A 13,506-nucleotide genomic window follows, 5' to 3' on the forward strand; every position below is an offset into this window, starting at 1 on the left:
ATGTGACCGGCTAGGACGGCTTCTTCGGCCGCGACACCAGCTCGATCATCCTGCCTTCGTCGTCATCAGGCATCGCCGCCTTCGCCTGCGCGTAGGACTCGACCGCGGCCCGCGAGACTAGCGGCTTGTCGGCCAGCAGGCTCTCCGCGAGTTTGACGGCATAGGCGGCATCCTTGTGCCGCAGCGCTGCCGTGAAGGTCGCGCCGCTGAAGTCGCGGGCAACCATGCGCTTGGAGTGGCGCTGCACCTGCGGGCTTGCGGCCACGCCCGCCTGGATCGATTCCAGCACGAGGTTCATGTCGAGCCCGGCCTGCTCGGCGATGGCAAGGCCCTCGGCGAGGCCGGCGATCTGGATCGCGCCCATGAGATTGTTGATGAGCTTGTAGACCGTGCCGGAGCCGACCGCGCCGAAATGGCGGATGGTCGAGCCGATCGGCGTCAGATACGGCCGCGCGCGTTCGAGGTCGGCTGCATCGGCGCCAACCAGCAGCGTCAGCTTTCCACTGGCGGCGGCATCCGGCAATCCGGTCACGGGGCAATCGATATAGATGAGCCCGCGCGCATTCAGCTCGCGGCCCATCTCGCGGGCATGGTCATAGGAAACGGTGGAGCATTCGATCGCGATGGTGCCTGATTTCGCCGTCTTGGCCGCGCCCTTCGGCCCGAGCCAGACCGCGCGCGAGGCTTCGTCATCGGCAACCATGGTCACGACCGCGTCGGCATCGATCGCGGCGTCCTCGGGCGAGGTCGCCCAAAGCGCGCCGCGCGCGATCAAATCTTCAGCCTTGGCCTTGCTGCGATTCCACAGCGTCACCGTGAAGCCGGCATCGAGATAGCGGCCGGCCATGCCATGACCCATCCGCCCTAATCCGATGAAGGCGACGCGGGGCATGATCAGTCCACGTCCTCGATATCGGCACCCGTGGTGCCGAAGGCGCGCTGCGCCAGCGTCGCGGCCATGAAGTCGTCGAGATCGCCGCCGAGCACGCCCGAGGTGTCCGAGGTCTGCACGCCCGTGCGCAGATCCTTCACCATCTGATAGGGCTGCAGCACGTAGGAGCGGATCTGGTGACCCCAGCCGATATCGGTCTTGGCGGCCTGGTCGGCGGCGGCCTTCTCCTCACGCTTCTTCAGCTCGATTTCATACAGGCGCGCGCGCAGCATGTCCCAGGCCTGAGCCCGGTTCTTGTGCTGGGAGCGGCCGGCCTGGCAGACCACGGCGACACCGGTCGGAATGTGCGTCAGCCGCACCGCGGATTCGGTCTTGTTGACGTGCTGGCCGCCGGCGCCGCCCGAGCGCATGGTGTCGACGCGGACGTCGGCTTCCTTGATGTCGATCTTGATGCTGTCGTCGATGACCGGGAACACCTGCACGCTCGAGAACGAGGTGTGCCGCCGCGCGTTGGAATCGAACGGCGAGATGCGCACCAGGCGATGCACGCCCGCTTCCGTCTTCAGCCAGCCATAGGCGTTGTGGCCTGAGACCTGGATCGTCGCGGACTTGATGCCGGCCTCTTCGCCCTCGGACTCTTCCAGCACCTCGACCTTGAAGCCGTGGGTGTCGGCCCAGCGCGTGTACATGCGCAGCAGCATCTGCGCCCAGTCCTGGCTCTCAGTGCCGCCGGCGCCGGCATGGACTTCGAGATAGGAATCGAACCGGTCGGCTTCGCCCGACAGCAGCGCCTCGAGCTCGCGCCGCGCCACTTCCTTCTTGAGATTCTTGAGAGCCGCTTCGGCTTCCGCGACGACGCCGGCATCGCCCTCGGCCTCGCCGAGCTCGATCATGCCGATGTCGTCTTCGAGCTCCTGCTCGACCTTGCCGATGCCCGAGAGCGAATCCTCCAGCGAGGTCCGCTCCTGCATCAGCTTCTGGGCCTTCTGGGGATCATTCCAGAGATTGGGATCTTCTGCGAGCTTGTTCAGCTCAGCGAGGCGCGCCGTCGATTTCTCGACGTCAAAGATGCCTCCTCAGCAGCCCGACTGACTGCTTGATCTCTTCTACCAACCGTTCGATTTCGGCGCGCATGTCGTTCTCTGATGTCGCGGAATTGGTCCGCGTTCGATTGCTAGCGCATGATCCGGGAAAGTGTGCAGCGGTTTCCCGACAAGATCATGCGCAAACGAAAAACCTGAAACGCGATGACTCGTCACGTTTCAGGGGATGTAACGGCGGCAGCGCCAAAGCGCAACCGCCGGAACCGGGATCGTCTGTCTTGTCCTAAGCCTTAGTACAGCCCGCCGGTGCCCGGCCGCATGAAGAAGCCGGAATCCGGCTGCTGCTGCTGCGAGGCCGGCATGCCGCCGCCGCGCCCATCGGCATCGGCAACGCCGATCACCGAGTAATTGTCCGGCGGCGCCGTGCCCGGCTTGAAGGCTTCGAGAATGGTTCCGCCAGTCTCGCCCGGACCTGCGCGCATACCGGTTTTGGAGACGACGCGCACGAGCTTGATGCCGGCAGGCACCTTGAAGGGAACGGCGGGCTTGTCGGCGAGCGCGAGCTTGAGGAAATCGCGCGCGATGGGAGCGGCCAGATGGCCGCCGGTTGCGGCATTGCCCTTACCCAGCGGACGCGGCTTGTCGTAGCCCATGTAGATGGCGACCGCGACGTCGGGCGAGAAGCCGACGAACCAGGCGTCCTTGGCCTCGTTGGTGGTGCCGGTCTTGCCGGCGACGGGTTTGCCGACTTCCTTGATGACCGTAGCCGTACCAGCCTGCACCACGCCTTCCATCAGCTCGGTGATCTGATAGGCGGTCATGGAGTCCAGCACCTGCTCGCGGCGGTCGATCAGCTGCGGCTCGGCCTGGTTCTTCCAGCCGCCCGGCGCGTCGCAGCCGCGGCATTCACGCTGGTCGTGCTTGAAGATGGTGTGTCCGTAGCGGTCCTGGATACGATCGATCAGCGTCGGCTTCACCCGGCGGCCGCCATTGGCGAGCATCGAGTACGCCGTGACCATGCGCATCGCCGTCGTCTCGCCGGCGCCGAGCGCGTAGGAGAGATAGTTCGGCAGTTCGTCATAGACACCGAAACGGCGAGCATATTCACCGATCAAGGGCATGCCGATGTCCTGCGCCAGCCGCACCGTCACGGTGTTGAGCGATTGCCGCAGCGCGTTGCGCAGCGTCACCGGTCCCTGGAATTTGCCGGAGGAGAAGTTTTCAGGCCGCCACACGCCGGCGCCCTGCCCCTGGTCGATTTCGATGGGGGCGTCGAGCACGACGGTCGAGGGCGTATAGCCATTGTCGAGCGCCGCCGAATAGACGATCGGCTTGAACGACGAACCCGGCTGCCGATAGGCCTGCGTGGCGCGGTTGAACTGGCTCTGGTCGAACGAGAAGCCGCCGACCATGGCGAGCACGCGGCCGGTCCAGGGATCCATCGCCACCATCGCGCCGGACACTTCGGGGATCTGACGCAACCGGTACTGGCCCTCGACCGGCTGGCCATCCTTGTAGAGTGGATCGGCGTAGATCACGTCGCCGGGCTGCAGCACCTGCGACACCGCCGACGGCGTCTTGCCTTTGGTTCCGCCCTGCACGGCTCGCGCCCACCGCACGCCGTCAACCGTGACGATGCCGGTCTCGCGCTGCTTGCTCACGGCTCCGCCAAGCTCGCGGCTCGGCTGGAAGCCGATGCGGGCCGACTGGTCGCTGGTCTCCAGCACCACCGCCATGCGCCATGGCGAGATGTCCGAGAGCGATTTGATCTCGGCGAGCTTCACGCCCCAATCGCCCGAGGTATCGAGCTTGCTCATGGCGCCGCGATAGCCCTGCTGCTCGTCATAGTTCACGAGGCCCGAGACCATGGCCTTGCGCGCCATGACCTGGATCTTCGGATCTAGCGTGGTGCGGACGGAGAGACCGCCCTCATACAGCTTCTTCTCGCCGTAGCGCTCGAAGATGTCGCGGCGGACTTCCTCGGCAAAATATTCGCCGGCGAAGGTGTGGGCGCCGTTGGAGCGGTTGGTGACGGCCAGTGGCTCCTTGCGCGCCTTGTCGGCGTCGGCCTGCTTGATCCAGCCGTTCTCCACCAGACGGTCGATCACGTAGTTGCGGCGTTCGATGGCGCGGTCGCGGTTGCGGACCGGATGCAGCGTCGCCGGCATCTTCGGCAGCGCGGCCAGATAGGACGCTTCCGCCACCGTCAGCTCGTTCACCGACTTGTCGAAATAGACCAGCGAGGCAGCTGCGATGCCGTAGGCACCCAGACCGAGATAGATTTCGTTCAGATACAGCTCGAGGATCTTGTCCTTCGAGTAGGTCTTCTCGATCCGCATCGCGAGCAAGGCTTCCTTGATCTTGCGGGCGAAGGAGACCTCGTTGGTCAAAAGGAAGTTCTTGGCGACCTGCTGGGTGATCGTGGAGGCACCCTGCGGACGCCTGTTCGAGCCGTAATTCTGGATGTAGACCACGCCCGCGCGCGCCATGCCGGTGTAGTCGATGCCGCCATGCTCGTAGAAATTCTTGTCCTCGGCCGCAAGGAACGCGTTGATCACGAGCTTCGGCACCGCCTGGATCGGCAAATACAGCCGCCGCTCCTTGGCGTACTCGCCGAGCAGCGAGCCGTCGACCGCGTGCACGCGGGTCATCACCGGCGGCTCGTAATCCTGAAGCTGAGAGTAGTCGGGCAAGTCCTTGGAGAAATGCCAGATCAGGCCTGCCACGGCCCCGACACCGACAAGGAACACCACCGTTCCCGCGGCGAACAGGAAGCCCATGAACCGCACCAGCAAGCGCATTATGTGTTTATCCGTTCAATCTCTGGATCAGCTCAGTATCAGCCCCTTGGCACCCAAACAGGGGCCAATTCACGTCACGAATTCACCGGCTTACGCAATACCATCAGTGCCGGACTTTAGACGCTTGCCGAGCGGGATTCTCTCCGATTCCGGAACCCCCTGCGGCATTTTTATAAAGCGCCGGCTGTGGCCAAACTAGGGCTTTTGCGGCGGGACGGAAAAACCCTTTCAATTCGACGATCCCCCGGGTCGTCAATTTGACGATCCCGCCGTGGCCATCCGCTTGGTCAAGAACCCGTCGATCGCCTGCGCCATCGAGCCCACGGCACGGGAGCGCCAGCCCTCGGAGACCAGATGCTCGAGGTCGCCCTTATTTGAGACGTAACCGATCTCGACCAGCACCGAGGGCACGTCGGGCGCCTTCAGCACCCGGAAACCCGCCGACTTCAGGGGGTGCTTATGCATCCGCACCGTCGACTTCATCTCGCCCATCAGAAGACGCGCGAAACGGTTCGAAAAGGTGCGGGTTTCCCGCTGCGTGAGGTCGATCAGGATGTCGGCGACGTCGGTCGGCTCCTCGGCGAGGTTAAAGCCGGCGATCGCGTCCGCCCGGTTTTCCGCGTCCGCCAGCCGCTGGGCCTCGGCGTCGGACGCCTTGTCGGACAGCGTATAGATGGTCGCGCCCTGCGCATCGCCCTCGGCACGGGGCAGCGCATCGGCATGAATAGAGACGAACAAGGCGGCCTTCAGATTCCGGGCGATCTTGGTGCGGTCATTGAGGGGAATGAAGGTGTCGTCGTTCCGCGTCATGACCACACGGTATTTGCCGGCCTTCTCCAGCTTGTCGCGGAGCGCGAGTCCGAAGGCCAGCACCAGGTTCTTCTCGCTCTCGCCGCTCGACTGCGTGCCGTTGTCGATGCCGCCATGGCCGGGATCGATCACGACCACCGGGCGGCCATCGGCCTTCTGCTGCGCCGTGTCCGGGGCCGTCGTCGCGGGAGCCGTTGCGGGCTGCGCCTCGGCGATCGTGGGCCGCAGCTCGGGGCGATTTTCGGGTGCGAGCGACTGCACGAAGGCGGTCCGGTCGACCTCCTCCAGCTCCAGCACGAGCCGGGCCGGCTGGCCGTTGGCCGCCTCCAGCACATAGGAATTGGCGATCCGGGCCGGTCCCGTCAGGTCGAACACGATTCGCGAGCCGCCGGGCATGACGAGCCCGTAGCGGAAGGCCTTGACCAGGCCGCGCCCCCCGACCCCCGTGCCCGCGGGCAGCTGAAAATTGACCTGCGGCACGTCAACGACGACCCGGTACGGGTCCGCGAGCGTGACCGCGCGGAAGGTAACGGTCTGGTCGATATCGAGAATGAAGCGGGTCTGCTTGCCATCGCCGGCCAGCCGGGCGGCCGAGGCGACTGGAAAATTGGCTACCGCAACAGTGGGTTGCGGCTGGCTTTCCGCGGCGCGCAGGCGCGAGGAATCAGCGCACGGCAACGCTGCGGCGCACAGAAGTGCGCATCCCAGCAAAACCCGTTGATTTGTGCGGCTCGCCACCGATTCCGTGCCTCCGAGCAGCCCTTTTAACGCAATAGAACCACAGGGTTAATCGATCCTTAATGACAGAAACGCGAAACTCGCTGACTGTGACCGCCGTGCGACGCTCCCTTGCACCGATGGCTCATTCCTCGTATGTACGGAATGCTGACGGCCGATATTTCCGGTTGTGTCGCATTCAGCCTCCCGGTGCAGCGCCGGAACTCTCAAGGTTTGGGAATTCCAGCGTTTTCCGCTCCCCTCTAAGACCAGCGCGGTGCGCGGCAGCGAGGTGGAGCGGGTCAAGCGCCGGCGGCGGACGGTCCTGGGTTACCTCTCGCGTTACCGGGACAGTTCTGACAGCGACGTAACCCATTACCCGGTCCCTTGATCCCAAGGGAGCGGTTCGTGATCCCCAAGGCGAGCGCGCTCGCGCCATGCCTGGCCAGCAGCAACTGATTGAAGGGCGGCCTCGCCGCCCAATGTTTCATACGGGCCGACGCTTGATGCGCCAGACTGTGCCGACGAATTCTGAAGGATCATTCGCGACGCTGCGGGGTGAAAATCCCGCGCGCCGCCTTGGTCCTGAAGCTTCCGGTTCGGCAAGGCGCGAGAGACGGCGTTTCGGCCTTCCCCTCACCCCCGAATCAGGTGGACCGTCGCGTCACCCGGCAGCGCAGCTCGCGCCCACGGTGAATCGCGCCCGCCGCCGCCAAGAGTTAAGACATGCCCAACAAGATGTTGATCGATGCCACCCACCCGGAAGAGACCCGGGTCGTCGTGGTCCGCGGCAATCGCGTCGAAGAGTTTGATTTCGAGACCGCGCAACGCAAGCAACTGCGCGGGAATATCTACCTCGCCAAGGTCACAAGGGTCGAACCCTCGCTCCAGGCCGCCTTCGTCGAATATGGCGGCAACCGCCACGGCTTCCTCGCCTTCAGCGAAATCCATCCCGACTACTACCAGATCCCGGTCGCCGACCGGCAGGCACTGATCGAGGCCGAGGAACAGGCCCATCGCGAAGCCGAGGAAGAGAGCGAGAACCGCTCCCACGGCCGCCGCCGTTCGCGCCACCGCAACGCCCGCCGCCGCGGTCACGGCGAGCGCGTGCGCAGCGACATCGTCGAAGGCCTCGACGCCGGGGCCGATCCCGCGGCCCAACCGGTCGAGGGCGAAGCCCCGCACACCGAGGGCGCACTGCACGAGGGCGAGCATCTGCACGCCGGTGCCGAGCATCATGGCGAGCACGACGGCCATGAGCATCACGACCACGAACATGGCGATCATGACCACCACGATCATGACCACGAAGCACATGGTCATGACGATCATCATCACGTCCATGCTGACGATCACGCGCACGATCATGACCATGATCACCAGCACGATCATCACGACCATGATCATGCCGGCGAGACGCCCCCGCCTGTCGCGGCCGTCGGCGCCGAGCCAGCGGTCGCGACCGAGACGCAGGCGCAGCCCTTCGAAGCTCATGCCTCGGAAGCTCATGCCTCCGAAGCGCATGCCGAGGCTCTCGCCGAAGCCGTGACCACCGCCGCCGAGCCGGCCGACGCCGTGTACGGCGAAAGCGCCGAGACGTCGCATGCCGAGGCTGCGGAAACGACCGGCGAAGACGACGAGGACGAGGACGAGGACGGCGAGGATGCCGAAGAGGAAGTCGTTGAATCCGTCGGCGGCGACGACGTGCTGGAGGAAGTGCCGGAGCGCACCTTCCGCCCGCGCCGCCAGTACAAGATCCAGGAAGTCATCAAGCGCCGCCAGGTGATGCTGGTGCAGGTCGTCAAGGAAGAGCGCGGCAACAAGGGCGCGGCGCTGACCACCTACCTCTCGCTCGCCGGCCGCTATGCCGTGTTGATGCCGAACACCGCCCGCGGTGGCGGCATCAGCCGCAAGATCACCAGCGCTCAGGACCGCTCGCGCCTGAAGGAAGTGGTGCAGGATCTCGACGTGCCCGAGGGCATGGGCATCATCCTGCGCACCGCCGGCGCCGCCCGCACCAAGCCCGAGATCAAGCGCGACTTCGAGTACCTGATCCGGATGTGGGAGACGGTGCGCGACCTGACGCTGAAGTCGCAGGCCCCCACCCTCGTCTACGAGGAAGGCTCGCTGATCAAGCGCTCGCTGCGCGACCTCTACAACAAAGAGATCGACGAGATCTCGGTTGCCGGTGAAGCCGGTTACCGCGAAGCCCGCGACTTCATGAAGATGCTGATGCCCGCCAATGTCAGCGCGGTGAAGCAGTATCGCGACGGCCAGCCGCTGTTCTCGCGCATGGGCGTCGAGAGCCAGCTCGACGCGATGTTCTCGCCGACAGTGCAGCTGCGCTCCGGCGGCTACATCGTGATCAACCAGACCGAGGCGCTGGTCTCGATCGACGTCAATTCCGGACGATCGACCCGCGAGCACCATATCGAGGACACCGCGCTCAAGACCAATCTGGAAGCGGCCGAAGAGGTCGCCCGCCAGCTTCGCCTGCGCGACCTCGCCGGCCTGATCGTCATCGACTTCATCGATATGGACGAGAAGCGCAACAACCGTGCGGTCGAGCGCAAGCTGTCCGATTGTCTGCGGCAGGACCGCGCGCGCATCCAGGTCGGCCGCATCTCGCATTTCGGCCTGCTCGAGATGTCGCGCCAGCGCATCCGCGCCAGCGTGCTCGAGAGCTCGACCGATCCGTGCCCGCATTGCGGCGGCACCGGCCATGTCCGTTCAGTGTCGTCGGTGGCACTGCAGCTGCTGCGCGGCCTCGAAGAGATCCTGATGAAGGGCGCGACCCACAATCTCGTGGTCCGCACCCGCACTGATGTCGCGCTGTATGTGCTGAACCACAAGCGCGGCCATCTGCGCGATCTCGAGAACGGCTTCAAGGTGACGCTGTCGGTCATCGCCGACGCGAGCGTCAGCGGGCCGCAGGCCTATCTCATCGACCGCGGCGAGCAGGTCCATACGCTGGAAGCCGCCAAGGCACTGCTGGTGGCGCAGGCGGCAGCAAGCCCGCCGCCGATCGTTGAAGAAGTCTATGACGACGAGGAATTCGATTCCGAACTCGAATCCGAGGTCGAAACCGAGGAGACCGAAGGTCTCACCGAGGAGCAGGCTGCGGGCGAGGCAGCCTCCGACCAGGACGGCCAGCGCCGCAAGCGCCGCCGTCGCCGGCGCGGCCGCGGTGGCCAGCGCGACGGCGAGTTGCGTGAGGATGGCCCCGCCACCCTTCCCGAGGCGGCTGTTGCGGCCGGCGAAGGCGAAGAGGATGCCGAGTCCGAGCAGGATGGCGAAGAAGGCGAGGAACAGGCGGCCCGCGGTGAGCAGCAGGGCAGCGCTGACCGCCGCCGCCGGCGTGGTCGCCGCGGCGGACGCCGTCGGCGTGGTGGCGGTGAGGACGGTCTCGCCGGCTCCATCAGCGACGAGCTCGCGGCCAATGCGCCGCCGGAAGCGTCCGACGCAGTCGCCGATTTCGACGGCTTCGGCGGCGAGGCCGCGCCCTCGATTGCCCAGGCCGAACACACCGCTGAGCCTGAGGTCTCGCAGCCTGAGCCGCGCGCCGAGGTGCAGACCGAGGTGGCACCGGCCCAGCCCGAGCCAATTGCCCCAGAGGAAGAGCCCGCCGACGACAAGGCCGCGCGGCGCCGCTCCACGGTCCGGGAAAAGGTGAGCTTCCTGTCGAGCAGCCCGATCGAACCGGCAGCCCCGGTTGGGCAGGCGCCTGAGCCGGCCGCCCTGCCGGCAGCTGAACCCGCGCCGGAACCGGCAAGCGAAACGCCGGCCGCGCCACGCCGCGCCGGCTGGTGGTCGCGCCGCTTCGGCGGCGGTGAATAAAGCCGAACATTCAAGAAAAAACGCCCGGGTCAAGCCGGGCGTTTTTTGATTTGGCGAGGACAGTTTCAATGCAAAGCGCAATCGTTCTCGGCGGCGGCATGATCGGCGTGAGCGCGGCGCTGCACCTCCAGCAGCGCGGCTGGGCCGTCACACTCGTCGACCGCAGGGAGCCGGGCCGCGAGACCAGCTACGGCAACGCCGGGATGATCCAGGCGGAAGCGGTCCGCCCCTATCCGATGCCGCGCGACCTTGCGACGCTGCTGAAGATCGCGACCGGCCGCACCAACGACGTGCGCTACAGCCTGTCGTCGCTTCATCTCCATATCGAGCCCCTGCTCCGCTACTGGTGGCATTCGGCGCCGAAGCGTCATCGCGAGGCGGTCGATGCATGGGCGCGGCTGATCGCCTACGCGACGAGCGAGCACGACATCCTCATTCGCGAAGCCCATGCCGACAATCTCATCCGCCGCGCCGGCTATCGCATGCTGCATCGCGATGCCGCTTCATTCGATCTGGCGATCCGGACTGCGGAGGAAGACCGGCGCGAGTTCGGCGTAAATTTTCGCGTGCTCTCCGGCAAGGAGCTTGCGAGGGCCGAGCCGGTCCTGCGCGACGATCTTCCCGGCGCGATTCATTGGCTCGACACCTGGACCGTGTCCGATCCCGGCGCGCTGGTCACGGCCTATGCCGAGCTGTTCGAGCGCCGCGGCGGCGCCATTGTGCTCGGTGATGCGCAGTCGCTGCGACAGACCGCGACCGGCTGGTCGGTCGATACGGACCAGGGGCGCCTCGACGCCGCCAACGCCGTCGTGACCCTCGGGCCGTGGTCGCCCGACCTCCTCCACAAATTCGGCTATCGCATTCCCCTGGTGCGCAAGCGCGGCTACCACATGCATTACAGCGGCGGCGCTTCGCTCGACCTGCCGCTGATCGACAAGTCCGGCGGTTATGCCATGGGGCCGATGGCCAAGGGCATTCGCATCACCACCGGCGCCGAGCTGACGAGCCCGGACGCGCTCGCGACGCCCGTGCAGCTTGCCAGCGCCGAAGCATCCGCGCGCGAGCTGATCGACCTCGGCAAGCGCGTCGAGCCGGATCCGTGGTTCGGCACCCGCCCCTGCACGCCCGACATGCTGCCGGTGCTCGGGCAAGCTCCGCAGCATCCCGGCCTCTGGATGAATTTCGGCCACGGCCACCAGGGCTTTACCCTCGGACCCGCGACGGGGCGCCTGCTCGCCGAGATGATGAGCGGCGAGACGCCTGCGATCGATCCGACGCCGTACCGGCCGGAGCGGTTCTAGCCCAAAGAAAAAGGGCTGATCGAGGATCTCGACCAGCCCCATTTCAAGGTCTGACAGCGCAGCTCGCGCGGTCGGATCCAGATCAGTCCGTCGTGATCGCCGTCTCCATGTCGGTCGGATCGATCTGCTTGGAGAGGTTGGCGTTGAGTTTGTCGCGGTCGAGCTCACCCTCCCACCAGGCGACGATCACGCAGGCGACGCCGTTGCCGCACAGATTGGTCAGCGCGCGGCACTCGCTCATGAACTTGTCGATGCCGAGCACGATCGCCATGCCCGGCACGAGGCGCGGATCGACCACGGCCAGCGTTGCCGCCAGCGTGATGAAGCCCGCACCGGTGATGCCGGAGGCGCCCTTCGAGGTCAGCATCGCCACGACCAGGATGGTGAGCTGCTGGCTGAAGCTGAGATCGACGCCGAGCGCCTGCGCAATGAACAGCGTCGCCAGCGTCATGTAGATGTTGGTGCCGTCGAGGTTGAACGAGTAGCCCGTGGGCACTACCAGACCGACCACCGACTTGGAGCAGCCGAGCCGCTCCAGCTTCTCCATCATGGACGGCAGCGCGCTCTCCGAGGAGGAGGTGCCGAGCACGATCAGCAGCTCGTCCTTGATGTAGGCCAGAAACTTGAAGATCGAGAAGCCGGCCAGGCGCGCGATGATGCCGAGCACGACGAACACGAACAGCGCCGCGGTGGCATAGAAGGTCGCGATCAGACCGATCAGGTTGAGGATCGCACCGGTCCCGAACTTGCCGATGGTGTAGGCCATCGCACCGAACGCACCGATCGGTGCCGCGCGCATCACGATCGAGATGACGCCGAACACCGCATGCGCGGCGTCGTCGATGAAGCTGCGAATGGTGTGGCCGCGCTCACCTAAGCTCATGATGGCGAAGCCGAACAGCACCGAGAACAGCAGCACCTGCAGGATCTCGCCCTGCGCGAAGGCGCCGACCACGGTGTCCGGAATGATGTGCAGCACGAAGTCGACGGACTTCTGGCCGGCGGCCTGCTTGGCGTAGTTCGCAACGGCCGCTTCGCTCGCCGCAGCATTGCCAAAACCTGCACCCGGCTTGACGAGATTGCCGACGATGAGACCGATGACCAGCGCGAAGGTCGAGACGACCTCGAAATAGACCAGCGCCTTGACGCCGATGCGGCCGACCTTCTTGGCATCCTGAATATGAGCGATGCCGGAGACCACGGTGCAGAAGATGATCGGCGCGATCACCATCTTGATCAGCTTGATGAAGCCGTCACCGAGCGCCTTGATCCATTCGTTGGTTGCGAACTGTGGCCACAGCCAGCCGACAATGGCACCGAGCACGATCGCGATCAGCACCTGGACGTAGAGAACCTTGTACCACGGCTTGGCGACGGGCGGCGCGACCGGCGCCCCCGCCATCGTTGTCGTCGTCATCGTTTCACTCCCCCTCAAAACACTGGGCCAGCCAAGATCAACTTGGCCGGCCCTGTCAATTGGAACCGCTCGCTGTTGCGCGTTTTACCGGCGGCGATTGATCAGCCTGCGCGCCGCCGGCATCAACGCCGCGCCAAGCGCGTTCTTGACCAGCGAGGCCGCAACGAACGGCACGATGCCGACCTGCCAGGCCTTCGCAACGCCCAGCCCCAGGCCGAACGCCAGCCAGCCGAACCCGGCGGCCAGAATGACGATATGGCCGACAGCCATCGCTGCGAACAGCAGCATGACACTGCGATCCCAGTCGCGCTCGGAGAGCCAGCCGGTCACGAAGGCGGCCGCAATGAAACCGAACAGATAGCCCGCAGTCGGGCCAACCAGCGGTGCAATTCCACCCACCGGCCCGGCGAATACCGGCGCGCCAAGCGCGCCTTCGGCGAGGTAGGCGATCATGGTTGCGCTGCCAAGACGCCAGCCATAGGCGGCGCCGATCATCAGCACCACCAGGGTCTGCAACGTCATGGGCACATAAGGCAGCGGCAGGCTGACCTTGGCTGACAGCGCCATCAATGCGGTGCCGAGCGCAATTAGCACGACGGCGCGCACTGCGCCGACGGATTCGCCCGGCCGGGTCGGCCACATCAATGCGGCGAGAGAAGAATGTGGCGCAGCAGCGGTCGAGACAGAT

The 13,506-nt window shown here is 65.6% G+C and carries 8 protein-coding genes; 2 read left to right on the top strand and 6 right to left on the bottom strand.

Features of this window, described 5'->3' with window-relative positions; all coding sequences use genetic code 11:
- Positions 1-10: 10 nt before the first annotated feature.
- The 4 genes from GA0061098_RS14170 to GA0061098_RS14185 form a co-directional block, all read right to left on the bottom strand.
- Entirely contained in the window at positions 11-892 is an 882-nt protein-coding gene (locus GA0061098_RS14170; RefSeq protein WP_091956865.1) for an NAD(P)-dependent oxidoreductase, read from the bottom strand.
- Positions 893-894: 2 nt separating this feature from the next.
- Positions 895-2,026, bottom strand: a protein-coding gene (prfB, locus tag GA0061098_RS14175; RefSeq protein WP_099091752.1) for a peptide chain release factor 2 whose coding sequence is annotated in 2 segments (ribosomal slippage) — positions 895-1,956 and positions 1,958-2,026 — 1,131 coding nt in all. Because the reading frame shifts where the segments join, the coding sequence is not laid out codon by codon here.
- 199 nt (positions 2,027-2,225) lie between these two features.
- On the bottom strand, positions 2,226-4,736 hold the full coding sequence (locus GA0061098_RS14180; protein ID WP_091956866.1) for a penicillin-binding protein 1A: 2,511 nt from the start codon (positions 4,734-4,736) through the stop codon (positions 2,226-2,228).
- Positions 4,737-4,988: 252 nt separating this feature from the next.
- A complete protein-coding gene (locus GA0061098_RS14185; RefSeq protein WP_091956867.1) occupies positions 4,989-6,284 on the bottom strand; it encodes an N-acetylmuramoyl-L-alanine amidase in 1,296 nt (431 codons plus the stop codon).
- 705 nt (positions 6,285-6,989) lie between these two features.
- Between GA0061098_RS14185 and GA0061098_RS14190 the strand changes: the two genes are divergently transcribed.
- Both GA0061098_RS14190 and GA0061098_RS14195 read left to right on the top strand, forming a co-directional pair.
- A complete protein-coding gene (locus GA0061098_RS14190; RefSeq protein ID WP_091956868.1) occupies positions 6,990-10,100 on the top strand; it encodes an Rne/Rng family ribonuclease in 3,111 nt (1,036 codons plus the stop codon).
- Positions 10,101-10,168: 68 nt separating this feature from the next.
- Positions 10,169-11,401, top strand: a complete 1,233-nt coding sequence (locus tag GA0061098_RS14195) for an NAD(P)/FAD-dependent oxidoreductase (RefSeq protein ID WP_091956869.1) — start codon at positions 10,169-10,171, stop codon at positions 11,399-11,401.
- Positions 11,402-11,483: 82 nt separating this feature from the next.
- On the opposite strand, the gene GA0061098_RS14200 is transcribed toward GA0061098_RS14195, so the two are convergent.
- Positions 11,484-12,818, bottom strand: coding sequence for a dicarboxylate/amino acid:cation symporter (locus GA0061098_RS14200; RefSeq protein ID WP_091956870.1), 1,335 nt, complete (start codon positions 12,816-12,818; stop codon positions 11,484-11,486).
- Between the two features lie 84 nt (positions 12,819-12,902).
- Positions 12,903-13,460, bottom strand: a complete 558-nt coding sequence (locus GA0061098_RS14205; protein WP_091956871.1) for a biotin transporter BioY — start codon at positions 13,458-13,460, stop codon at positions 12,903-12,905.
- Between the last annotated feature and the right edge of the window lie 46 nt (positions 13,461-13,506).

Origin of the sequence: Bradyrhizobium shewense, assembly GCF_900094605.1 — a bacterium.
Taxonomy (GTDB): Bacteria; Pseudomonadota; Alphaproteobacteria; order Rhizobiales; family Xanthobacteraceae; genus Bradyrhizobium; species Bradyrhizobium shewense.

What these genes read in the sequence shown, in the direction of transcription:
- GA0061098_RS14205 (WP_091956871.1), bottom strand. Translation starts at nt 13,460, where the DNA reads ATGTGGCCGACCCGGCCGGGCGAATCCGTCGGCGCAGTGCGCGCCGTC.
- GA0061098_RS14200 (WP_091956870.1), bottom strand. Translation starts at nt 12,818, where the DNA reads ATGACGACGACAACGATGGCGGGGGCGCCGGTCGCGCCGCCCGTCGCC.
- GA0061098_RS14170 (WP_091956865.1), bottom strand. Translation starts at nt 892, where the DNA reads ATGCCCCGCGTCGCCTTCATCGGATTAGGGCGGATGGGTCATGGCATG.
- GA0061098_RS14180 (WP_091956866.1), bottom strand. Translation starts at nt 4,736, where the DNA reads ATGCGCTTGCTGGTGCGGTTCATGGGCTTCCTGTTCGCCGCGGGAACG.
- GA0061098_RS14190 (WP_091956868.1), top strand. Translation starts at nt 6,990, where the DNA reads ATGCCCAACAAGATGTTGATCGATGCCACCCACCCGGAAGAGACCCGG.
- GA0061098_RS14195 (WP_091956869.1), top strand. Translation starts at nt 10,169, where the DNA reads ATGCAAAGCGCAATCGTTCTCGGCGGCGGCATGATCGGCGTGAGCGCG.